The sequence below is a fragment of the Bradyrhizobium sp. NBAIM14 genome (genome assembly GCF_020193895.1).
GTDB classification, from domain to species: domain Bacteria; phylum Pseudomonadota; class Alphaproteobacteria; order Rhizobiales; family Xanthobacteraceae; genus Bradyrhizobium; species Bradyrhizobium yuanmingense.
Genome location: NZ_JADYVQ010000001.1, coordinates 1,054,872 through 1,077,785 on the forward strand (window position 1 = coordinate 1,054,872; position 22,914 = coordinate 1,077,785).

At 65.2% G+C, this 22,914-nt stretch carries 22 protein-coding genes; 8 read left to right on the top strand and 14 right to left on the bottom strand.

What is annotated here, in order from left to right; translation table 11 throughout:
- The first annotated feature begins 171 nt into the window (after positions 1-171).
- Complete coding sequence (locus I6F28_RS04910; RefSeq protein ID WP_109142357.1) at positions 172-1,728, top strand: winged helix-turn-helix domain-containing tetratricopeptide repeat protein; 1,557 nt, start codon at positions 172-174, stop codon at positions 1,726-1,728.
- Positions 1,729-1,771: 43 nt separating this feature from the next.
- Here the strand turns inward: I6F28_RS04910 and I6F28_RS04915 are convergent, their stop codons facing one another.
- The 4 genes from I6F28_RS04915 to I6F28_RS04930 form a co-directional block, all read right to left on the bottom strand.
- A complete protein-coding gene (locus I6F28_RS04915) occupies positions 1,772-2,449 on the bottom strand; it encodes a hypothetical protein (RefSeq protein WP_225139371.1) in 678 nt (225 codons plus the stop codon).
- 90 nt (positions 2,450-2,539) lie between these two features.
- Positions 2,540-3,253: a hypothetical protein gene (locus I6F28_RS04920; protein WP_225139372.1), complete on the bottom strand. Its 714-nt coding sequence runs from the start codon at positions 3,251-3,253 to the stop codon at positions 2,540-2,542.
- Positions 3,254-3,386: 133 nt separating this feature from the next.
- Entirely contained in the window at positions 3,387-3,635 is a 249-nt protein-coding gene (locus tag I6F28_RS04925; RefSeq protein WP_225139373.1) for a hypothetical protein, read from the bottom strand.
- A 136-nt stretch (positions 3,636-3,771) separates the two neighbouring features.
- A complete protein-coding gene (locus I6F28_RS04930; protein WP_192893066.1) occupies positions 3,772-4,737 on the bottom strand; it encodes an NAD(P)H-dependent flavin oxidoreductase in 966 nt (321 codons plus the stop codon).
- A 108-nt stretch (positions 4,738-4,845) separates the two neighbouring features.
- Here I6F28_RS04930 and I6F28_RS04935 point away from each other — a divergent pair, with 108 nt between their 5' ends.
- Positions 4,846-6,408 (top strand): AMP-binding protein, encoded by a 1,563-nt coding sequence (locus I6F28_RS04935; RefSeq protein ID WP_225139374.1) that lies wholly within the window; start codon positions 4,846-4,848, stop codon positions 6,406-6,408.
- Between the two features lie 374 nt (positions 6,409-6,782).
- On the opposite strand, the gene I6F28_RS04940 is transcribed toward I6F28_RS04935, so the two are convergent.
- The 7 genes from I6F28_RS04940 to I6F28_RS04970 form a co-directional block, all read right to left on the bottom strand.
- Positions 6,783-7,556 carry a thioesterase family protein gene (locus I6F28_RS04940; RefSeq protein WP_225139375.1) on the bottom strand — a complete coding sequence of 258 codons (774 nt, stop codon included), beginning with the start codon at positions 7,554-7,556 and terminating at the stop codon, positions 6,783-6,785.
- A gap of 22 nt (positions 7,557-7,578) precedes the next feature.
- Positions 7,579-8,547, bottom strand: coding sequence for an NAD(P)H-dependent flavin oxidoreductase (locus tag I6F28_RS04945; protein ID WP_225111599.1), 969 nt, complete (start codon positions 8,545-8,547; stop codon positions 7,579-7,581).
- A 271-nt stretch (positions 8,548-8,818) separates the two neighbouring features.
- The gene (locus tag I6F28_RS04950) at positions 8,819-10,219 is read right to left on the bottom strand and encodes an aspartate ammonia-lyase (protein WP_035997546.1); all 1,401 of its coding nucleotides are present in this window, start codon (positions 10,217-10,219) and stop codon (positions 8,819-8,821) included.
- 30 nt (positions 10,220-10,249) lie between these two features.
- A complete protein-coding gene (locus I6F28_RS04955) occupies positions 10,250-10,789 on the bottom strand; it encodes a hypothetical protein (RefSeq protein ID WP_035997543.1) in 540 nt (179 codons plus the stop codon).
- A 47-nt stretch (positions 10,790-10,836) separates the two neighbouring features.
- On the bottom strand, positions 10,837-11,439 hold the full coding sequence (locus I6F28_RS04960) for a YqaA family protein (protein ID WP_081492862.1): 603 nt from the start codon (positions 11,437-11,439) through the stop codon (positions 10,837-10,839).
- A gap of 46 nt (positions 11,440-11,485) precedes the next feature.
- Positions 11,486-11,890 (bottom strand): phosphoribosyl-ATP diphosphatase, encoded by a 405-nt coding sequence (gene hisE / locus I6F28_RS04965; RefSeq protein ID WP_036036484.1) that lies wholly within the window; start codon positions 11,888-11,890, stop codon positions 11,486-11,488.
- Between the two features lie 117 nt (positions 11,891-12,007).
- Positions 12,008-12,367 carry a hypothetical protein gene (locus tag I6F28_RS04970; protein WP_225126523.1) on the bottom strand — a complete coding sequence of 120 codons (360 nt, stop codon included), beginning with the start codon at positions 12,365-12,367 and terminating at the stop codon, positions 12,008-12,010.
- Between the two features lie 227 nt (positions 12,368-12,594).
- Here I6F28_RS04970 and I6F28_RS04975 point away from each other — a divergent pair, with 227 nt between their 5' ends.
- The 6 genes from I6F28_RS04975 to I6F28_RS05000 all read left to right on the top strand — a co-directional run bounded on the left by I6F28_RS04975 (position 12,595) and on the right by I6F28_RS05000 (position 20,257).
- On the top strand, positions 12,595-13,644 hold the full coding sequence (locus tag I6F28_RS04975) for an ABC transporter substrate-binding protein (RefSeq protein ID WP_225126525.1): 1,050 nt from the start codon (positions 12,595-12,597) through the stop codon (positions 13,642-13,644).
- A gap of 81 nt (positions 13,645-13,725) precedes the next feature.
- Positions 13,726-15,522: a glucan ABC transporter ATP-binding protein/ permease gene (locus tag I6F28_RS04980; protein ID WP_036021230.1), complete on the top strand. Its 1,797-nt coding sequence runs from the start codon at positions 13,726-13,728 to the stop codon at positions 15,520-15,522.
- Between the two features lie 189 nt (positions 15,523-15,711).
- Positions 15,712-17,217 carry a D-alanyl-D-alanine carboxypeptidase family protein gene (locus tag I6F28_RS04985; RefSeq protein WP_074447682.1) on the top strand — a complete coding sequence of 502 codons (1,506 nt, stop codon included), beginning with the start codon at positions 15,712-15,714 and terminating at the stop codon, positions 17,215-17,217.
- Positions 17,218-17,407: 190 nt separating this feature from the next.
- Positions 17,408-19,093: a long-chain fatty acid--CoA ligase gene (locus I6F28_RS04990; RefSeq protein ID WP_036021219.1), complete on the top strand. Its 1,686-nt coding sequence runs from the start codon at positions 17,408-17,410 to the stop codon at positions 19,091-19,093.
- A 15-nt stretch (positions 19,094-19,108) separates the two neighbouring features.
- A complete protein-coding gene (locus I6F28_RS04995; protein ID WP_225139376.1) occupies positions 19,109-19,663 on the top strand; it encodes a DUF924 family protein in 555 nt (184 codons plus the stop codon).
- Positions 19,664-19,771: 108 nt separating this feature from the next.
- The gene (locus tag I6F28_RS05000; RefSeq protein WP_028180275.1) at positions 19,772-20,257 is read left to right on the top strand and encodes a peroxiredoxin; all 486 of its coding nucleotides are present in this window, start codon (positions 19,772-19,774) and stop codon (positions 20,255-20,257) included.
- A 161-nt stretch (positions 20,258-20,418) separates the two neighbouring features.
- Here I6F28_RS05000 and rnhA read toward each other — a convergent pair whose 3' ends face one another.
- From rnhA to ispH, 3 genes are read right to left on the bottom strand one after another with little or no spacing between them, the layout of a single operon-like run.
- A complete protein-coding gene (gene rnhA, locus I6F28_RS05005) occupies positions 20,419-20,883 on the bottom strand; it encodes a ribonuclease HI (RefSeq protein ID WP_035997507.1) in 465 nt (154 codons plus the stop codon).
- On the bottom strand, positions 20,880-21,863 hold the full coding sequence (locus I6F28_RS05010; protein ID WP_035997505.1) for a homoserine kinase: 984 nt from the start codon (positions 21,861-21,863) through the stop codon (positions 20,880-20,882). The genes rnhA and I6F28_RS05010 overlap by 4 nt, the downstream gene beginning before the upstream one ends.
- A 6-nt stretch (positions 21,864-21,869) precedes the next feature.
- Positions 21,870-22,838: a 4-hydroxy-3-methylbut-2-enyl diphosphate reductase gene (gene ispH / locus I6F28_RS05015; RefSeq protein WP_036021214.1), complete on the bottom strand. Its 969-nt coding sequence runs from the start codon at positions 22,836-22,838 to the stop codon at positions 21,870-21,872.
- Positions 22,839-22,914 lie beyond the last annotated feature (76 nt).

The window sequence follows — 22,914 nt, forward strand, 5'->3', positions numbered from 1 at the left end:
GATTTACACCGCAACATTCTAGCTGCGGATGTATTCCCCTCGGAAAACCACATGGCTGCCATCACGCGATTGCGATGAACCAAACGCCCCCTTCGGCAGACACACGATCTTTCGACCCAAATTTCATTTTGTTTGTTTGCCCGATTTCGCAATGAGGCCCGAGTTTTCGACGTGCAGTTTCTGTTCCGGGACCACCTTCTCGATACCGACCGGCGCGAGCTGAGCCGCGAGCAGGTTCCCATTGCCGTGGAGCCGCAGGTTTTCGACCTCGTCGTCCACCTCATGCAGAACCGCGACCGGGTCGTCAGCAAGGACGAGCTGATCGACAAGATCTGGCACGGCCGCAGCGTCTCCGAATCCACCCTGACCAGCCGGATCAACGCGGCGCGCAAGGCGATCGGCGACGATGGCGCGAGCCAGTCGCTGATCCGCACCATCACCCGCAAGGGTTTTCGCTTCGTCGGCGACGTCCAGACGCAAATCGGCGCGGTCGCGCCGGAGCCGGTCCGGATCGCCCCGTCCCAGGCCACCTTCGCTCTGCCGGAGCGGCCCGCGATCGCTGTGCTGCCCTTCACCAATATGAGCGGCGAGGTCCAGCAGGATTATTTCTCCGACGGTATCAGCGAGGACATCATCACGGCGCTGTCGAAGCTGCGCTGGTTCTTCGTCATCGCGCGCAACTCCTCCTTCGTCTACAAGGGCCGCGCCGTGCACATCCACGAGGTCGCGCGGGAGCTCGGGGTGCGCTACGTGGTCGAGGGCAGCGTGCGGCGGAGCGGCGAACGGGTGCGCATCTCGGCCCAGCTCAACGACGTCTCGACCGGCAGCCATCTCTGGGCCGAACGCTACGACCGCGAGCTCGCCGACATCTTCGCCGTGCAGGACGAGATCACGGAAGCGATCGTCGCCGCCATCGAGCCGCAGCTCTATGCTGCCGAAAGCTTCCGGGCCCAGCAGAAGCCGCCGGGCAGCCTGGATGCATGGGACCTCGTGATGCGCGCGTTGTCGCATTATTGGCGCATCACCCGCGAGGACAATGCCGCCGCGCAGAAGTTGCTGGAAGAAGCGGTCGCGGTCGATCCCGCCTATGGCAAGGCGCTCGGCCTGCTCGCCACCAGCCATATCTTCGGCGCGCATATGGGCTGGGCCGACATGGCTGCCACCATGCCGGTCGCCGAGCGTGCGGCGCTCGCGGCGGTGGAGGCCGACCGCGAGGATGCCTGGGCCCATCACGGCCTTGCTTACACCTACCTGTTCCGCCGCCGCTTCGACGACGCGCTGGCTGAATTCGAGCTGGCCTTGCGGCTCAATCCGAATTTCGCGATGGCGCATGCCTTCCACGGCGTGACGCTGTGCTATGCCGGACGTTGGCAGGACGGCGATGCCGCCGCCCGCCGCGCGCTGCGGCTGAGCCCGCGCGACCCGCTCGCGGCGATCTATTGCGGGGTTGCGGCCTATGCCCGGTTCGTCGGCCGCGACTACGCGGGCGCCGTGCAGATGGCTCGGGAATCGATGCGCCAGCGCGGGGATTTCGTCGGCGCCCACCGCGTGCTGACGGCCGCCGCCGGCATGCTCGGCGATCCCGCCCTCGCGGCATCCGCCCTGGAAGGCCTGCGCCGCACCCAGCCCGAGGTCTCGCTGGCCTGGATCACGCGCGAGCTGCCGATGCTGCGGGAAGAGGATCGTACGCACTATCTCGAGGGATTGCGGCGCGCCGGAATGACGTGACGGTCGCTGGCGCGACCGCTCCGCTTGATCCCCGTGTCAGGTGCTAATCGTCGTCAGGCCCGAACAGCCTGATCTGCGGGAAGCCGCTGCGCGACCGCCCTGCGTAATCGCGCGCATCGGAATCCTCGCGGATGTTGCGCGCGACGTCATCCCAATCGGTGCGGTCGCGCAGGCCGCGCGGCTCGCGGGACTCGTAATAATAGCGGCGCTCGGCCCAGCGCTCGCGACGCTCGGCTCGGCGCCGTTCGGACGCGGCGCGCTTCACATCGGAATCCCTTGCCTTGGCATAGGCGTTATTCGGTAAGGACGACGGCTCGGTCGAGGCCTGCTGCTCGGCAGGCCTTGCGGCCTGTGGCGCAGCGGCGGGCTTCGGCGGCTCGACTGCAGCGGCTTGCGAGGGTTGCGGCGCCGGTGCGACATTCGCCTGCGTGGTTGGCGTGTCGGGTTTTGCGGGTTCAGACTTTGCTTCGGCCTGTGCGGGCGCGGCGATCATCGCACCGAAGGCTTGTGAGCCGGTGAGATAGTTCACACGCTCGGAGGGAGCGTTGGTGCTGGCCGGCGTGGGAGTTGCCGCGCGCTGCGCCATCTTGCTGGTGTCCGGCCCCTGCTTGGACGCAACCGGATTCATGATGTTGCCGGCAACGATGCCGCCACCGAGACCAATGGCGATGGCCGCGACGATGGTTCCGGCACCGACAAAATAGGCTGTCGAGGCGCGCATTCATCCACTCCCTCTTTCGGAGCGGGCAACGCGTGGGGATTGCCAGATGTTCCTGATAAGCCGCGGCTCCTCGACGAGGAACCGCGTGCGTCAGATCTGCTGCGCGACCTTCTCAAGCCCGATGAGGCGAGCGAGCTTGCGCACTTCTTCCTTCTGGTCGTCGCGAAGCTGGAACAACAGCGGCATCGCGGCCGACTTCAGCTGCTGCACCTCGTCGCAATTCGGATCGATCTGCGCGCTGGGCGGTGCATTCGGATTCGACAGCCTGTTCGCCTGGATCTTGCGCGCGACGTTTCGCAGCGCGGTCTCGACCGAGGGCCAGTAATATTCCTGAGACGAGGAGAGTTTCAGGCGATCCCTGATGCCTGCGATCTGCACGTCGGACAGCAGCGAGTAGGATTTTTGCGGCTGCGGCTTGGCGACGACTTTCGGCTTGGCCGGAACTTCGACGGCCGGAACCTCGGTCGCGGCGGGCGCCTCGTGCGCGCTCGGCTTCGGCATCGGAAAATCGGAGGGGGTGGCGGCGGCGAAGGCCTGACGCAGCGGCTCGGTCAGGACCGGTGCCTGCGCCAGCTTGTCGGCGGCAACCTGGACCGGCTCAATCGCGGCCGAGGCCAGCGCGAGCGTCGGAACCAGACGGTCGGCCTTGGCGGCGCGGTTGGTTGCGAGCGGCTTGGCTTGGGGCGTCTCGGCGATCATCGCGGCGCTGACGCTGGGAACGCTGTCGCGGCCGAGGATAGCGGTGGTGGCGGCGCCGAGGACGAGGAAACAGGTCAGCGCGACGATGGTGATGGCTTTGGACAAACGTCTCTCCGCGTCCGACTTCAAGTCCACGTGATCACTGCCCGGAAACTGGGCGATAATTAAGGCTGAACCGTGCTATTGCGGCGGCAATCGCGCGGACTAAGGCGACATCGCCCGGAAACCCCCAACGAAATCAGGCTGCTGCCGCAAGGGTATAGGCATCCTGGATGTCGGCGACGATCTCCGAGGCTTCCCAGACCGCGCGCGGCTCGACCGATTGCAGCGTCACCGTCCAATTGCCGCCTCGGCGGGTCCGGGGGACGCTGACGATGTCAAACCGGACGTTGCGACACAGCGGGTGGCGGGCCAGCGCATGGGCGACGCGGACGCGGATCTCGTCCAGGGTCGCAGCCGTTTTGCCGTTGAGATAATTGAAGTCCATCGCCTGTCCCTCTCGTCCTGATTGGCGGCCACAAGAGGGATTCTTGGCTGGCGATGGTTAATCCGCCGTTAAGTGGGATGGGCCGGAGGCATGCGGGATTAACCCTGCCCGATCCCCTGTGGGAGAGGCGACGACGCTACCGCCCACCCGCTTCCCGATATTCGGCGATGGTCTGCGCAACGAGATCCTCGACCGCGAGCACATCGGTGACACCCGAGGTCGAATGCCCGCCGCTCCAGATATCGCGCCAGCGCTTGGGGCGGCTGTCGCGGGCGGCGACGTCGATATCCTCAGTGATATTGATCGCGCCGCGCGCCGGCAGATTGTCGGGATCGAGCCCGGCGGCCGCGATCGATGGCCTCAGCATGCTGGTCTGCAAGCCCGTGAACGCGGTGGTGAGCAAGATGTCGTCGGCGCTGCTCTCGACCAGCATCTGCTTGTGACGCTCGTCCGCCATGCTCTCACGCGTCGCGATGAACTTCGTGCCCATATAGGCGAGATCGCAGCCGAGCACTTCGGCGGCACGCAGCGCGCGACCGTCGCTAATTCCGCCCGCGAGCACGATGATGCCGTCGTAGAATGCGCGCACCGCACGGACGAAGGCGAACGGGTTGAGCCAGCCGGTCTGGCCGCCAGCACCGGCAGTGAGCAGGACCAGCCCGTCCGCCCCCGCTTCCGCGGCGCGTTCGGCATGGCGGATCGAGGCCACGTCCGCCAGCACCAGCGCGCCGGCGTCGTGCAGCGGCTTCAAGACTGGCGCCGGCGAGCCGACCGACGTAATGACGATCTCCGGCTTGTGCCGCAGCAGCACGGCGAGATCCTGCTCCAGCCGCGCATTGGAGCGGTGGACGATCAAGTTCGGGCAAAGTGGCGCTGCCTTTCGCCCGGTTTGATCTTCATGCTGCCGCAGCCGCAGCTTGATTTCGGTCAGCCATTCATCGAGCTGTTCCGCGCCACGGCAATTCGCGGTGGGAAAGCTGCCGATCACCCCGTTGCGGCAGGCTGCAACCATGAGCTCGACGCCCGATACCAGAAACATCGGCGCCGCGATCAGCGGCAGAGCAAGACGATCGCGGAAGCGTTGCAGTCGATCTGATGGCATGCATGCCTCCCTCGCGCGGGCTTTGTGGTTTCCTCCCGCAGTCTCTGTGCTAGCGTCGTCAGCAACATTGGCACGCCATAAGCCGGTGACAAAGCAACGAGGAAACATATGCCTGATCCGCTCCACGCATCATCCCCGGCTTGTGCGCAGACGCTACGGGCGCTGTCGCGCTATCCCGACCGCATTGCTTTCGCCTGGCCCGAGGGATCGCTGAGCTATCGGGGTGCCATCGACCTGATCGGACGGATCCAGGGCGTGTTCATGCGGCTCGGCTTGGAGCCCGGCGCCCGCGTAGCCTTCCTCACCGCGAACCGCGCCGACAGCTGGTGCGCCGGCGTCGCCGCCCAATTGGCCCGCCTCTGCATCACCTGGCTCCACCCTCTGGGCTCGCTGGAGGACCAGCTGTTTCAGCTCGAGGATTCCGAAGCCGAGATGCTGGTGGTGGATGCGGCCGCCTTCCGCGACCGCGGCGGCGAGCTCGCCGCGAAGGCCGGCCGGCTCAAGGCGGTCTTCAACATGGGACCGGCCGGCTACGGCGTCGATCTGCTGGCGGCGGTCGAGAGTGCGGGGCACGCCAGCGCACAGTGCCTCGCCGGCTCCGACGATCTCGCCACACTGAACTACACCGGCGGCACCACCGGAAAATCCAAGGGCGCGCTGCGCTATCACCGCGAAAATGCCGGCGCCGCCGGCGCGATCCTGGCCGACTTCGAGATCCCCGAGGCTGCGCGCTACCTCACGGTCGCGCCGATCAGCCATGTCGCGGGCACGAAGGTGCTGCCGACCCTGATGCGCGGCGGCACCGTGCACATGCTGAAAGGCTTCGATCCCGAAGCCGTGCTGTCAACGATCGCACGCGAGCGCATCAACTTCACGCTGTTCGTTCCGACCATGATCTATGTGCTGCTCGATCAGCCCGCGCTCGGCAAGACCGACCTCTCCTCGCTCGAGCTCGTGCTCTATGGCGCCTCCGCGATGTCGCCGAGCCGACTGCTGGAGGGCATCGAACGCATCGGCCCTGTGTTCTCGCAGCTCTACGGGCAGACCGAATGCTATCCCGTCTCGGTGCTGCGCAAGGCCGACCACGATCCCCAGCGGCCGGAGCTGTTCCTGTCCTGCGGCTTCCCGATCGCGGCCTGCGAAGTCAAGATCCTCGACGACAACGACCAGGAGGTGAAGACGGGCGAGGCCGGCGAGATCTGCGTGCGCGCGCCGCATGTGATGGCGGAGTACTGGAAGCGGCCCGATATCACCGCCGAGACGCTGAAGAACGGCTGGGTCCACACCGGCGACATCGCGCGTCAGGACGAGCGCGGCTACATGTTCATCCTCGACCGCAAGAAGGACATGATCGTCACAGGCGGCTTCAACATCTTCCCCCGCGAGGTCGAGGACGTGCTGTCGCAGCACGCGGACGTGGCGATGGTCGCGGTCGTCGGCATTCCCGACGAGAAATGGGGCGAAGCCGTCACCGCCATCGTCGTCCCGCGCGAAGGGACGAACCCCGATCCGGACGAGCTGATCAACTTGGTGAAGACGCGGAAGGGCTCGGCGCATGCGCCCAAGCAGATCCAGTTCGTCAAGCAATTGCCGATGACCGGCGTCGGCAAGGTCGACAAGAAGGCGCTGCGCGCGGGCTTTTGGAGCGGGCGAGACCGGATGGTGGGGTAAATACTCCGGAATTCTACGGTGTCGTTGTTGCTTCGGCACCACAGCCCGCAACGGAGTCTGCGACGGCGATGCCCGCGCAATTGCCGGCGAATCAGGGAATCAACTAGACCGCTGACGGGGCTGGGAAGCGGAGAGTGAAATGAGAGTCGCTTCCCTGGAAAGTGCAGTCGCCGCGATCACGTTGATCACGGCCATCATCGTGGTGCTGTGGGGGATCAAGATCTTCTACGGTGTGTGAACTGGCAGGATGCCCTGGTCGAACACGACCTTGCATCCCTTCCGCGGCGGCGGAAGTCTGCCGTTCAATCCCGCGATACGCGAGAGAGCTCTCACACCATCGGTGTCATCGCCCGGCTGATCGCACATAGCGCCTCTCACCGCTTCTCGATCACGAGGCTCTGCACCGCGCGGCCGAAATAGCCCTGGCGGTCGGCGAGGCGTGACATCGCAAGGCCCGCGCCGTCGGGGCCGATCCAGGAATGGCCGTCGAGCAGGATCCACTCGCCGACCGGCTGGCGCGCAAAGCTCACGGTGAGGTCGGCGTTGATGTAGGTCCAGGCGCGGAAATCCAGCGTCGAGGCGGTGCCGTTGGAGAAGTCGGCGGCGACCACGGCGCGCATCGCCTGCGAGACGGCCTCGCCTTCGATCAGCGGATGGTCGACACGAAACCAGATCGCGCCGGCGCCGGCCTGGCCGAAGCGGCCGCGCGCGGCGCGCATCGAGACCGATCGCACGAACGGGCTGGTGGCGGCGTGACCGTCCTCGACCAATGAATCCTCCGGCGACGGCAACGTGACCGGAAGTTCCTCGACCTCGTCGGGCAGCGTCAGCGCCTGACGCCTGATCTTGAGCACGGTGGCGCCGACCACCTGCACGCCGTCGGCGACCAGCTTGATCCCGCAGAGCTGGATCTTGCGGCCCTCGCGCAAGATTTCGGTGGCGATCGTGAGCGGCGCCACCGGTACCGGGCGCATCAGATCGATGGTCACGCGCGCGACATCCATCGGCACCGCCGCAGGGATGCGCTCAGCCGCCCATGTCACCAGCGATGCCGGTGCCGAGCCGTGCTGCATGCGCCGGTCCCAGGGGCCGGCTGCATCGGGGCTGGTGACGACGTCGTTGCCGTCGACGCGGTAAATGGGGGGCATGCAGCACTCGATCTGGGTGCGATCACAACGGCGGATCGATCGCTTCGTCGTATTCCTTCTTGAAGCGCGCGATCAGCTCGGCCGCCGGCACGACCTTGTCGATGCTGCCGATGCCCTGGCCGCTTCCCCAGATCTCCTTCCAGGCCTTCGGCTTGGCGCGCTCGCCGGAGGCGTCGGTGCCGAAGTTCATCTTGGAGGGATCGGACGTCGGCAGATTTTCGGGGTCCATGCCCGCCGCCAGGATCGAGGGCTTCAGATAATTGCCGTGCACGCCGGTGAAGAGATTGGAATAGACGATGTCGTCGGCGCTCGAGCCCGCGATCATCTCCTTGTACTTCTCGACCGCATTGGCCTCCTTGGTCGCAATGAAGGCCGAGCCGATATAGGCGAAGTCGGCCCCCAGGATGCGCGCGGCGCGGATCGCCTTGCCGTTGCCGATCGCACCCGACAGCGCGATCGGACCGCCGAACCATTTTCGTGTCTCGGCCACGAAGGCCAGCGGCGAGATGGTGCCGGCATGGCCGCCGGCGCCGGCCGCGACCAGGATCAGGCCGTCGGCGCCCTTCTCGATCGCCTTGTGCGCGAATTTCTGGTTGATCACGTCGTGGAAGACGATGCCGCCCCAGCCGTGCACGGCCTGGTTCAGCTCCTCGCGGGCGCCGAGCGACGAGATGATCATCGGCACCTTGTACTTGGCGCAGAGCTGCATGTCGTGGTCGAGCCGGTTGTTCGACTTGTGCACGATCTGGTTGACCGCGAACGGCGCCGACGGCCTGTCGGGATGGGCGCGGTCATAGGCCGCGAGCTCTTCGGTGATCCGCGCCAGCCATTCGTCCAGCAGCTCCGGCGGCCGCGCATTCAGCGCCGGAAACGAGCCGACCACACCCGCCTTGCACTGCGCGATCACGAGATCGGGCACCGAGATGATGAAGAGCGGCGAGCCGATCACGGGGATCGACAGGCGGCCCTTGAACAAGGCAGGCATGGACATTGCGGTACGATCCTCTCAGCCGGTCAAATTGAAGTTGGGAGCCATACCAACAAGGCAATCTTTCCACTGTCAAGTATTGCGTTTTGGCGCCGCAGCGGAGGCCATTGCCGCAATTCCAAGCAGCGGAATTCCTTCACCCGTCATTCCGGGGCGAGGCGGAGCGTCGAGCTATGATGCGCGATTGCGCATCAGAGAATCCATCGGGCGTCAGCACGCGTGGCGAAATGGATTCCGGGCTCGCGCTTCGCGCGCCCGGAATGACAGCGACCGCCTACCCGATCAAATCCGGGTTGATCAGCCGCTCGAACGAGAACATCTCGTCCCACTTCTCCTGCGTCAGCAGCTTGCGTTCGGTCACGACGATCTGGTGCAGCGACTTGCCGGTCTTGTAGCCTTCGCGCGCGATCTCGGCGCATTGCTTGTAGCCGAGCAGCGGCTTCAGCACCGTGACGATGCCGAGCGAGTTCAGCACCATGTTGCGGGTGTGCTCCTCGTTGGCGGTGATGCCGACGACGCAATTCTCGCGCAGGCTGTTGACCGCGCGCTCCATGGTGCGGATCGAGAAGAACAGCGCGAAAGAGATCACCGGCTCCATCACGTTGAGCTGGAGCTGGCCGGCGCTTGCCGCCAGCGTCACCGTGGTATCGAGGCCGATGACGAGGAAGCTGGTCTGGTTGACGACTTCGGGAATGACCGGATTGACCTTGCCGGGCATGATCGAGGAGCCCGGCTGAAGCTGTGGCAGGTTGATCTCGTTCAAGCCCGCGCGCGGACCGGAAGCGAGCAGACGGATGTCGTTGCAGATTTTCGTCAGCTTGCTGGCCGTGCGCTTGAGAACGCCGGAGAGCTGCACATAGGCGCCGGTGTCCGAGGTCGCCTCGACGAGATCGCCGGCGAGGATGAAATCGACGCCTGTGAGCGCGCTGAGGTGCCGGACGGCGAGCTTGGGATAACCGACCGCCGCCGTGACGGAGGTGCCGATCGCGGTGGCGCCGAGATTGATCTCGCGCAGCAGCGCGCGCGCTTCCGAGATGCGGTCGACCTCCTCGCCGATCGTGGTGCCCCAGCCCCGGAATTCCGCGCCGAGTGACATCGGCACCGCGTCCTGCAGATGCGTGCGGCCCATCTTCAGCACCCGCTCGAACTCGCGTCCCTTGGCGAAGAAGGCTTCCTGGAGCTGACGCAACGCCGTCATGTAGCTCTCGAGCCGCAGGATCAGGGCCAGCCGAAAGGCGGTCGGATAGGTGTCGTTGGTGGACTGGCCGTAATTGACGTGATCGTTCGGACTGACGTGCTGGTAGTCACCCTTGGCAAAGCCGAGCGATTCCAGCGCGAGGTTCGCGATCACCTCGTTGGCGTTCATGTTGGTCGACGTGCCGGCACCGCCCTGGATGAAATCGGTGACGAACTGATCCATCATGTCGCCCGCGATGACGCGGTCGCAGCCGAGGATGATGGCGTCCGCGACCTTGGCGTCGATCGCGCCGAGGTCGCGATTGGCCATCGCGGCGGCCTTCTTGACGTAACCGAGCGCCTTCACGAAGTAAGGCTCCTGGTTCATCGGAATGCCGGTGATGTGGAAGTTCTCCTTACCCCGGATGGTCTGGACGCCGTAATAGATGTCGTCGGCGATCTCACGCTGTCCGAGGAAGTCCTGCTCCGTGCGGCTCATGGGCGCTCCTTGGTTCTCGCGCGCCGGCCTTCAGTTCTGGCACAGCGCGCTGGTCACGAAAGTGTCGGTGCGGCAGTCGTCCGGTTTACGTTGCCGGCCCGGGATCAGGACCTTGGCCGAGCATTTTTCCGCGGAGTCGGCGTTCAGGCTCTTGCCTTCCTTGTAGCCCTTGCCCTGGCAGAGCTGGTCGGCCGCCTGCTTGCAGTCGGGCGCGCCGTTCGCAGAGACCGGGCAGATCACGCGCCCTGACACCATGGTCGAAGGCTTGGCCAGCCGCGACAGGTCGTCCATGGTTTCACTGGGGCTTTTGATCGGCGGCAGGATCGAAGGCAGCTTGTCGAACAGCTTGCCCATTTCGTTGATCAGCCCGGGATTCTCCTCGCGCGCCGGCGGCGCCGAGGGAGCGGGCGTCGATGGCGACGGGCCGGCCTGCGCTCCCTGCTGCTGAAGGCCGAGCGCCGGCGGGGCGGATTGCGGCCGGGCCGTCCCTCCGGCAGCGAGCAGCAGCAGCAGCGCTGTCGACATCAGCGTCCCATGCCGTGCCGCCGGATTGCCGGATCGAACCATCATGACGACAACCGTAGCCGAAGCCGGCGCGGCGGCAAAGCGCCGCGGCTCTAGATCAGCTTGATGGCGATAACGAAGCCGAGCACCAGCACGATCGCGCCGAGCGCGACCCACAATCCGAGATGCCGCTCGATCCTGACCCGGATCCAGTCACCGTAGCGGTTGAGCAGGATCGCGACGACGAAGAAGCGTCCGCCGCGCGCGACGATCGAGCACAGGACGAACAGGAGGATGTTGTAGCCGGCAAAGCCCGAGGTGATGGTGACGAGCTTGTAGGGGATCGGCGTCAGTCCTTTGAGCAGGATGATGACCGCACCCCATTCCGCATAGGAGGCGCGGAAGGCGTCAACCTTGTCGGCGAGGCCGTAGACCTGGATCAGCCACTGGCCGACCGAGTCGAACAGCAGCGCGCCAATGGCGTAGCCGACGACGCCGCCGAGCACCGAAGTCACGGTGCAGATCGCGGCATAGAACCAGGCGCGCTGCGGCCGCGCCAGGGACATCGGAATCAGCATCACATCCGGCGGGACCGGAAAGAAGGAGCTTTCGGCGAAGGACACGATGCCCATGATCCAGAGCGCATAGGGCTTGTGGGCGGCGTCGATGCACCAGTCGTACATTCGTTTCAGCATGGCGCCGCGATGAAGCACCATGGGACGGATTTGTCCATCGCCAGTTTTTGAGCGATTTGTGACGTTTCTAGTGGCGCTTGCGCGCGGCACGGCCGTCGAGCGCGACAATAGGCCGCCGCGAGGCCATGCGCGGTGACGCGACTTTGGGCAATTTCGGCGGCGACTTCGGCAGTTTCTCGGCAATTCCGAGCATGTCCTCCCGCCGCGTCATTTCCCGCCAGACGTCCTCGGGGCGCACTCCGGCCGAAGCCCACAGCACGGTGAGATTGTAGAGCAGGTCGGCGCTTTCCCGGATCACGGCCTCGCTATCGCCATTGACCGCATCGATGACGACTTCGATGGCCTCTTCGGCGAGCTTCTTTGCCATTTTTGAGGGCCCACGCTGAAACAGCCGGGCCGTGCGCGATGTTGCCGGATCAAGGTCTCTGGCCGCGAGCACAGCCAGATATAGCCGCTCAAGCGAATCACTCATGGTACGCAAAACTACTCGAAACAAATGGCCGGCGTGTTAACACGCGGCAATGTAAGCAAAAAACAGGCCGCCGCGGCAAGCGCGACGGCCTGTTCGTCGATCAGAATGGCCGATCCGTCAATAGCAGCTGTAGCCGGAATAGCCGTGGGCGCAGGGGTTCTTGTAGCCGCCATAGGTGTAGCGGCGGCCCGAGTCGTAGTAATAGGGACCATAGCCGGGGCCGCTGTAATAGACCGGGCCGCCCTCGTAATAGTAACCCGGACCCGGATCATAGGCGTAGGCATTGCGGCTGGCTGCGATCGCGAGGCCGGTCGCGGCGAGGCCGAACATCGCGGCAGCAGCGGCGCCGCCGCCACCGCCATGCCAATGACGACCGCCAGCGTAAGAGGCGGTGGGTGCAGCGGCAGTCAGGGCCACCACGGCGGCCGTGGCCAGAACGGCCTTGCGGCCGACGAACTTCGAAAGGCTGTCAAACATGATCTGGACCCTCCTTGGGACCTCGATTTGTGCCTGACGACAGGCTGATGTCTGTCAAACACTCACCACCTAAGTAGGTTCCCCAATCCCAACACAAGCTGAACGGGGTTGCGTAACGATGCCGCAAGCCCGCTCATCCGCCGTTCATGTTCGCGCGCGCACGTTCGTCGCGGGCCGGCGCTTGCCAAGCGTCACGAAACCATAACAATGCGGGGCCGGCGCGACCGATGTCCGGATTCAAGACGATCGCCCTTCAGTGCCTGCTGGCCCTTGCAATCTCGTTCGCCGCATCGACCGTGCGCGAAGCAATTGCGGCCGAGAGCGGCACTCCCTCGACCGCCATCCGTTTCACCTTCGACCGTCCTATCGATGCGAGCATGGCGCCATTCTTCCTTGCGGCGAAGGACGGCAGGTTCGGCGCCGAGCATCTCAACGTGTCCTTCAACAGCGCGAGCGGATCGCCAGAGGCGCTCGCACGGCTCGCCAAAGGCGACAGCGAGCTCGCGCTCGTCGACATCAACGAGCTGATACGCTTTCGTGACAAGGACGACGCGGCGCCGGTCAAGGCCGTGTTCGTGCTGTTCGACCGCGCGCCTTACGCGATCGTCGCGCGCAAAAGCCGCGGCATCCGTCTCCTGCCCGACCTCGACGGCAAGACCGTCGGCGTTGCCGACGGCGATCTGTCGATGCGGCTGTGGCCGGCGCTGGCGCAGCAGAACGGCATCAAGGCATCGCACGTCAAATTCCACAAGATCAGTGCCGCGGTGCGCGAGCCGATCCTGTCCGCAGGACAGGTCGATGCCGTCGCCGGGTTCAGCTATCTCTCGGCGGTGAACCTGCGCGATCGCGGCGTACCCGAAGCCGATCTCGTCGTGCTGCGCTATGCGGACTACGGCTGTGAGGCCTACGGCTTTGCCGTAGTCGCCAACACCGCCTTCGCCGCAGCGAAGCCGGATGCCGTGAAAGGCTTCGTCCGCGCCTTGATTGCGGGCATCACCGCGACGGCCAGGGAGCCGGCGCGTGCGGCGGAGGAGGCCGCGAGCCGCATCGAGGACGGCGACCGCAATTTGGAGCTGAAGCGCCTGCACGCGGTCCTTGCCGACAATATCCTGACCGACGAGGTCAAGCGCTACGGCCTCGGCGGCGTCGAGCCGGCGCGCCTGGAACGTTCGATCGATCAGATCGCGCGGGACTTCAAATTCCGCAAACGGCCGACGGCTCGCGACGTCTTCGACGGCCAGTTCCTGCCGCCGCTGGCAGAGCGGCTGATCAACTGAGCAAAACTGAAAGCTTGCGCTGTATCTCGCGGCGGTCCCTGCTTAGAATGTGAGCTCCGTCGTCACCGAGTCCCCGCCCGCATGTCCATCCTCCGACTCTACACCCGCGTTCTCGAGTTGCTCGGCAAGGAGGCGCGGCTGGGCTGGCTGCTCGCGGTCGCCAACCTCCTGCTGGCGGGATCCCAGTTCGCCGAGCCCGTGCTGTTCGGCCGGATCGTCGACGTGCTCTCGGGCAAGACCGTGGCCGGCTCGAGCTCGGCCTGGCCGTTCCTGGTCGCCTGGGTCGCGTTCGGACTGTTCACCATCGTCTGCAGCGCGCTGGTGGCCTTGCAGGCCGACCGGCTCTCGCATCGTCAGCGCCAGGCGGTGCTGACCGACTATTTCGAGCACATCCTGCAGCTGCCCTTGACCTTCCACTCCGGCACCCATTCCGGCCGGCTGATGAAGGTCATGCTCAACGGCACGGACGCGCTGTGGCGGCTGTGGCTCGGCTTTTTCCGCGAGCATTTTGCCGCGATCCTTTCGGTCCTGGTGCTGCTGCCGTTGTCGCTCTACCTGAACTGGCGGCTGGCGATCCTCCTGTTCGTGCTCTGCATCGTTTTCACGGCGCTGACCACCTTCGTGGTGCGCAGGACCTTCGGCATGCAGATGGCGGTCGAGGAGCACTACAGCGAGCTCTCCGCGCGCGCGTCTGATGCGCTCGGCAACGTCGCGCTGGTGCAGAGCTTCGTGCGCGTCGAATCCGAGGTCAAGGGGCTGCGCTCGGTCGCCGACGAGCTGCTGGCCGCGCAGATGCCGGTGTTGTCGTGGTGGGCGCTGGTCACGGTGATCACGCGCGCCTCCACCACCATCACGGTGCTCGCGATCTTCACCCTCGGCATCGCGTTGCACGACCAGGGCCTGACCTCGGTCGGCGAGATCGTGATGTTCGTGAGCTTCGCGACGCTGCTGATCCAGAAGCTCGAGCAGGTGGTCAGCTTCATCAACAACGTGTTCATGGAAGCTCCGCGGCTGCGCGAGTTCTTCAATGTGCTCGACGCCGTGCCCGCGGTGCACGACCGGCCCGACGCAATCGATGCCGGCAGGCTGTCGGGCCTCGTCGAGTTCCACGACGTCACGTTCTCCTATGACGGCAAGCGGCCGGCGATCGAGGACCTCACCTTCACCGCGCTGCCGGGCCAGACCATTGCGCTGGTCGGCCCGACCGGAGCCGGCAAGTCCACCGCGATTGCGCTCCTGCACCGGGCCTTCGATCCGCAATCCGGCGTCATCAAGATCGACGGCATGGACGTGCGCGGCGTCACGTTGACCTCGCTGCGGCGGAACATCGGTGTCGTGTTCCAGGAAGCGCTGCTGTTCAACCGCTCGATCGCGGAGAACTTGCGCGTCGGCAAGCCGGATGCGACCGAGGCCGAGATGCGTAAGGCGGCGGAGCGCGCGCAGGCGCTGGAATTCATCGAACGCAGCGGCGGCTTCGAGACCAATGCCGGCGAGCGCGGCCGCATGCTCTCCGGCGGCGAACGGCAGCGGCTCTCGATCGCCCGCGCCCTGCTGAAGGACCCGCCGATCCTGATCCTGGACGAGGCGACCTCCGCGCTCGACGCGGTCACCGAGGTCAAGGTGAACGCCGCTCTCGACGAAGTGATGAGGGGCCGCACCACCTTCGTGATCGCCCATCGCCTCTCCACCATCCGCAACGCCACGCGCATCCTGGTGTTCGAGAATGGGCGGGTGATCGAAACCGGAACTTTCGATGAACTCGTGGCCAAAGGCGGCCATTTTGCCGAGATGGCCAAGGCCCAGTTCATGGTGCAGGAGAACGCACGGGCCAGCGTGACGGCCGCCGAGGCTGCCGCGACAGCTGTCAAATCCCCCTAGCAAGTCCCGAGAGGACCGTCGAAATTCGGCCTACTTCGTTGCGGAATACCGCGCCGATCCCCCTATTCTCGACGCACCAGCCGGTATAGGTTTGCGACGCCGCAAGCGGCGGCGCTGGATTTCAGAACCGACAATCAGATCACGAGAACCGGCCGTATCAGGCGGATCTCCAAGGACCGGAATCGGATAGTGCACGCCCTTCGCCCGCTGCTTCGCAAATCCCTGTTCAACCTGTTCGCTGCGACGCTCGCCTGTGCCGCGATGCTCGCGCCGCGCACGGCGAGCGCCGAAGCGCTCCTGCTGATCGAGGCCGATAGCGGCAAGGTGCTGCAGGCCGAAAACGCGACCCTTCCCTGGTACCCGGCCTCCGTCACCAAGATCATGACCGCCTATGTGACGCTGAAGGCGGTCAAGGACGGCAGGCTGACGCTTGACACGCTGCTCACGGTGTCGCCGACCGCGGCCTCGCAATCGCCATCGAAGATGGGGTTCCGCCCGGGAACCCAAGTCACCGTCGACAACGCGCTGAAGATGATGATGGTCAAGTCGGCGAACGACATGGCCGTGGTGCTCGCCGAAGGCGTCAGCGGCTCGGTCGACGGCTTCTCCGCGGTGATGAACGACACCGCGAGGAAGCTCGGCATGGCGCAGACGAGCTATGTCAATCCAAACGGCCTGCCCGCCGAAGGCCAGATCACCTCTGCGCGCGACCTCGGCATCTTGGCGCGGTCTTTCCTGCGCGACCTGCCGGAATACGAGTACTACATGCATATCCCGGCGATCCGCTTCGGCAAGCGCGTCACCGGCAATTTCAACAAGCTGATCGGCCGCTATCCCGGCGCCGACGGGTTCAAGACCGGCTTCATCTGCGCCTCCGGCTACAACCTCGTCGCCTCGGCCACGCGCAACGGCCGCCGGCTGATCGCGGTGGTGCTCGGTGCAAACTCCGGCACGGCACGCGCGGTGAAGGCGGCGCAGCTGCTGGAGCGTGGCTTCGCTCCGGACAACCTCACCTGGCTGCGCCCCTCGCTCGGCACGGTCGACAATCTCGTGCCGGTCGATGCCACGCCGCCGAACCTGCGCGACGAGATGTGCGGACCCAACCGCAAGCGGCCGGCCAGCGACGACGACGATGCGCTGATTGCGGCCAGTGGCGGCGCGACCGGATCGGGCTCCGCCACCGGCGGCGCGGCCCAGTTCACCTTCTTCACGGCAGGCCTGCAGCCGCCGCTGATGAAAGCTTCCGAGCTGATGGCCTCGGCTGCGGCTCCGACCGAGCCCGTGCTGGTCTATACCGGCCCGACCCGCACCGGCACCGCCCTGATTGCCGCTGTGGCAGCCGATGCCGACCAGCAGGCCGCGTCCAAGCCGCGCGCCAAGAAGCCGCGCGTCGCCAAGAAGCCAGACGCCGCCGACAAGCCGGCCGATAAGCCCAAGGACACCAAGACCGCGGCGGCCAAGCCGGATGCCAAGCCGACTGACGGCAAGGCGGCCAAGCCGGCCACGCCCCAACCGGCCGCAACCAAGCCGGCTGGCGCCAAGCATGCCGCGACCAAGCCGGATGCGGTGGCGAAGCCCGCCGAGAAGCCTTCGGCCGGCGGCGATCAGGCGGCGAAGCCCGCCAAGCCCAAGGCAGCGACGACCCCCGCCGCGACGAAGCCTCCCGCCGCGGCCAAACCGGCCAACAACAGTTAACGCCGCTCTGCACTAAACCGCAGCCCCGCTTCGCACCTGCGGCAGCACCGTTTTGCGACGATTCCAGTAGCGACGGCCCGACCTTTGCCCTAAGCCACGACGGCTTGCCACCCGTTCCGGCAAGCTGGATACTGGCGACAACGAGGCAAGCCCGAGAACAACGGGCCCTGGTCAATGAGGGGAGTCTTCCATGGAGCGCATCTGGCTCAAGCAATATCCGCCCGGCGTGCCTGCCGATATCGAGCCGACGCAATACGCATCGCTGGTCGACCTGCTGGAGGAGAGCTTCACCAAGTTCGCCGACCGCAAGGCATTCATCTGCATGGACAAGTCGATCAGCTATCGCGACCTCGACCAGATGTCGGTCGCGCTTGCCGCCTACTTGCAGGGCCGCGGGCTGCAGCGTGGCGCGCGTATCGCCATCATGATGCCGAACGTGCTGCAATACCCGGTCGCGACGGCCGCCGTGCTGCGCGCCGGTTTCGCGGTGGTCAACGTCAACCCGCTCTATACGCCGCGCGAGCTCGAGCACCAGCTGAAGGATTCGGGCGCCGAAGCGATCATCGTGCTGGAGAACTTCGCCCACACCGTCGAGCAGGTGATCGCGAAGACGCAGGTGAAGCACGTCATCGTCGCCAGCATGGGCGACCTGCTCGGCTTCAAGGGCGTGATCGTCAACCTCGTCGTCCGCCGGGTCAAAAAGATGGTACCGGCCTGGTCGTTGCCGGGCTCGGTCTCCTTCAACGACGCGCTGTCCGCCGGCCGTGGCATGACGTTCAACAAGCCGAAGCTGTCGCCCGGTGACGTCGCCTTCCTGCAATATACCGGCGGCACCACCGGCGTCTCCAAGGGCGCCACGTTGCTTCATCGCAACATCGTGGCCAACGTCTTGCAGAACGATGCCTGGCTGCAGCCGGCGCTCGCTTCGCCGCCGCATGTCGAGCAGCTCATGATCGTCTGCGCGCTGCCGCTCTATCACATCTTCGCGCTGACGGCCTGTTATCTGCTGGCTGTGCGCGCCGGCGGCTGCAACCTGCTGATCCCGAACCCGCGCGACATACCCGGCTTTATCAAGGAGCTGGCGAAATACCAGGTCAACACCTTCCCGGCCGTGAACACGCTCTACAACGCCTTGATGAACCATCCCGACTTCAAGAAGCTCGACTTCTCCAAGCTGAAGATCTCGAACGGCGGCGGCATGGCGGTGCAGCGCCCCGTTGCCGAGCAATGGAAGAACATCACGGGCTGCAGCATCGCCGAGGGCTACGGCCTGTCGGAGACGTCGCCTGTCCTGACCTGCAATCCGCCGACTGCGACCGAGTTCGCCGGCTCGATCGGCATCCCCGTGCCGTCGACTTACATCTCGATCCGGGACGACGAGGGCAACGAGGTCCCGCTCGGCCAGGCGGGCGAGATCTGCGCCAAGGGCCCGCAGGTGATGTCGGGCTACTGGAACAGGCCGGAAGAGACCGCCAAGGTGATGACCGCGGACGGCTATTTCCGCACCGGCGACATCGGCGTGATGGACGAGAAGGGCTATATCAAGATCGTCGACCGCAAGAAGGACATGATCCTGGTCTCCGGCTTCAACGTCTATCCGAACGAGGTCGAGGAAGTCATCGCGAGCCATCCAGGCGTGCTCGAATGCGCCGTGATCGGCATCCCCGATTCCAAGTCGGGCGAAGCGGTGAAGGCCTTCGTGGTGAAGAAGGATCCGAACCTCACGGCGGATGCCGTGATCAAGTTCTGTCACGACCAGCTCACCGGCTACAAGGTGCCCAAGCACGTCGAATTCCGCAATGACCTGCCGAAGACCAATGTCGGCAAGATCCTGCGTCGGCAGCTGCGCGACGAGAAGAAGGCGGAGGCGGCGTAAGGCGCGCCTCCATTCATGGCTGACGCCCGCGACATCACGCCATCAGGCGTTCTCGCCTTCTGGCGAGAGGCCGGGCGCCAACGCTGGTACGAGCGCAGCGATGATTTCGATGCGGAGATACGACGCCGCTTTCTCTCGCTGTGGCAGAAGGCAGCCGCCGGCGAGCTTGCCTCATGGGAGACAAGCGACGACGGCGTGCTGGCACTCGTCATCGTGCTCGACCAGTTTCCCCGCAACATGTTTCGCGGCACGCCGCAGGCCTTTGCCAGCGACGCACAGGCGCGCGACGTCGCCCGCCGCGCCATCGCGCGCGGCGTCGATCGCAGGCTCGATCCCCTCCTGCTGGAATTCCTCTATTTGCCCTTCATGCATTCCGAGCACCTGGCCGACCAGTTGCATTGCGTCGCGCTGTTTCGAAACACCGACAATACCGAAAGCCTGAAATACGCGCGCGACCACGCCGATATCATCGCGCGGTTCGGCCGCTTTCCCCACCGCAACCGTCTCCTCGGCCGCGACACCACCGAGGAGGAGCAGGCCTTCCTCGACGGCGGCGGTTTTGCCGGCTGATGACATCACGGTGAACGGCCGCCATCCTCGCCGCTTCCGCCACTGGCAATATTGTGCAGGCCCGCCGCCCGGTCTAAAAAGCGGGACCGATTTTCAGGGAGAGTGACGATGGCGATCCAGATTGGCGACAAGCTGCCCGAGGCGAAATTCCGCGTGATGACGGCGGAAGGCCCGCAGGTGAAGACCACCGACGACATCTTCAAGGGCAAGAAGGTGGCGCTGTTCGCGGTCCCCGGCGCCTATACCGGCACCTGCCACAAGATGCATCTGCCGAGCATCTTCCTCAACGCCTATGCCATGAAGGACAAGGGTGTCGACACCATCGCCATCGTCTCCGTCAACGACGCCTTCGTCATGAACGCCTGGAAGCGCGACACCGACCAGCGCGACGAGGCCGTCTTCCTCGCCGACGGCAATGCCGACTTCACCAAGGCGATCGGCATGGAGCTGGACGCCTCCGCCAACGGCCTCGGCATCCGCTCCAAGCGCTATTCGATGCTGATCGAGGACGGCGTGGTCAAGAAGCTGAACCTCGAGGCGATGCCCGGCAAGGTCGAGGTCTCCGGCGGCGATACGCTGCTCGGGCAGCTGTGAGGCGCCACCGGTCTTAGCCACACATGACGCTGTCATGCCCCGCGAAGGCGGGGCATCCAGTACGCCGAGGCTTCTCGGTTGAATCAGAAACGTATCGGAGTACTGGATCGCCCGGTCAAGCCGGGCGATGACAGTGGTGAATGAGGCGACGATGGCGCCCCCTACTCCCTCACCCGCTGCTGCAACCGCGCCATGACGATGCCGTCGCGCGCCAGCTGGTCGGCGCGCTCGTTCTCGGGGTGGCCGGCGTGGCCCTTGACCCAGTGCCAGCGGACCTCGTGCTGCTTCAGCGCTGCGTCGAGGCGCTGCCATAGCTCGACATTCTTCACCGGCTTCTTGTCGGCGGTGCGCCAGCCGTTGCGCTTCCAGCCGAAGATCCAGCCGGTGATGCCCTGCCGGACATACTGGCTGTCGGTGTAGAGGTCGACCGTGCACGGCCGCTTCAGCGCTTCGAGCGCCGAAATCGCCGCCATCAATTCCATCTGGTTGTTGGTGGTGTGCGGCTGGCCGCCGTTCAGCTCTTTCTCCTTGTCGCCGAACTTCAGGATCGCGCCCCAGCCGCCCGGCCCGGGATTTCCGGAGCAGGCGCCGTCGGTATAGATCGTGACATTGGGTAGCTCGCTCACGCCACCAGCCCCGACGGCATCAGCCCATAATCGCGCACGCTCGTCACGCTCTGATGGAAGCGCAGCTTGCGGACATACTCGAGCGGATCCTTCGGCTTGACCAGCGCGCCTGCGGGCACGTTGAGCCAGTCGACCAGCCGCGTCAGCAGGAAGCGGATCGCCGCGCCCCGCGCCAGCAGCGGCAGCGCGGCCTCTTCGGCTTCGCTCAGCTTGCGCACCCGGCCATAGGCGTTGAGGAAGGCACGCGCCTTGGTGACGTTGAAGGAATGATCCGGCTCGAAGCACCAGGCGTTGAGGCAGATCGCGACGTCATAGGCCAGCATGTCGTTGCAGGCGAAGGTGAAGTCGATGATCCCCGAGAGCTTGTCGCCGAGGAAAAAGACGTTGTCGTTGAAAAGGTCGGCGTGGATCACGCCTTCGGGCAGGTTGCTCGGCCAGACGCCGCTCGAGAGATAATCAAGTTCGGCGGCAAGAAAATCGCGCAGACCGGGCTGCACCTCGTCGGCGCGGCTTGAAGCTGCGTCGAACAGCGGCCGCCAGCCGGAAACCGAGAGCGCATTGGTGCGCTTGATCGCAAAATTCGCGCCTGCCAGATGCATCTTCGCCAGCCCCTCGCCGACCCCGGCGCAATGGGTCGCGTTCGGCTTGCGCGGCCAGACGCCTTCGAGGAAGGTGATGATCGCTGCGGGCCGGCCTGCCAGCTCGCGCAGCGCCTCGCCGTCTCTTGCCTTCACAGGCAGCGGACAATTGACGCCGTGCTCGGCCAGATGCGTCATCAGCGCGAGAAAGAACGGCAGATCGTTCCTTGCCACGCGCTTTTCGTACAGCGTGAGGATGAACGAGCCTTTGCTTGTGTGCAGCAGGAAGTTGGAATTTTCGACGCCCTCGGCGATGCCCTTGTAGGAGAGCAATTCGCCGAGATCGTATTGCTTCAGGAAATCCGCAAGCTCGTCGGCGGCGACGTCGGTGTAGACCGCCATCAAGGTCTACTCGGCGGCAGCTTCGGGGCGCACCTGACGCGGCAACGGGAAGAACTCGTTCTCTTCCGCGGCCGAGACCGTCTCCACGTGCAGCGTGTAGCGCTCGGCGAAGGCGTCCATGATCTCCTCGACGATCACCTCAGGCGCGGACGCGCCAGCGGTGATGCCAAGGCTCTTGATGTTGCCGAACCTGGTCCAGTCGAGATCCGCGGCGCGCTGCGCCAGCACCGCGATCTTGCAGCCCTCGCGCTCGGCAACCTCGCGCAGGCGCTGCGAGTTCGACGAGTTGGGAGCACCGACCACGATGAGCGCGTCCACCACCGGCGCCACCTTCTTCACCGCGAGCTGGCGGTTGGTGGTGGCGTAGCAGATGTCTTCCTTGTGCGGCCCGTTGATGTTGGGGAAGCGTTCCTTGAGCAGCGCGACGATCTCCGCGGTGTCGTCGATCGACAGCGTGGTCTGCGTCACGAAGGCGAGGTTGTTGGGGTCCTTCGGCGTGATGGTCTTGGCATCCTCGGCGGTCTCGATCAGGGTCACTGCGCCGGGCGGCAGCTGGCCGAGCGTACCGACTACCTCGGGATGGTGGGAATGGCCGATCAGGAAGATCTCGCGGCCGCGCTTGAAATGGATCGCGGCCTCGCGATGCACCTTGGTCACCAGCGGGCAAGTCGCATCCAGCGAGAACAGGTTGCGGGACTGGGCGTCGGCCGGAACCGATTTCGGTACGCCATGGGCCGAGAACACCACCGGGGCGGTGGTATTCTCGGGGATTTCGGCGAGCTCCTCGACGAAGATGGCGCCCTTCTTCTTCAACCCATCGACGACGTACTTGTTGTGCACAATCTCGTGGCGAACATAGACGGGGGCGCCGTACTTATCGAGCGCCCGTTCCACGGTGTCGATCGCCCGGACCACCCCGGCACAGAAGCCGCGGGGAGAACAAAGCACGATCTTGAGGTCTGGTTTGGCTGACATTGAGCGATCTCGGGACCGAATCACCCGATCGCGTTCTGCCGGGGCGGTCGATGGATGGGAATTTGGCTTAAAACTG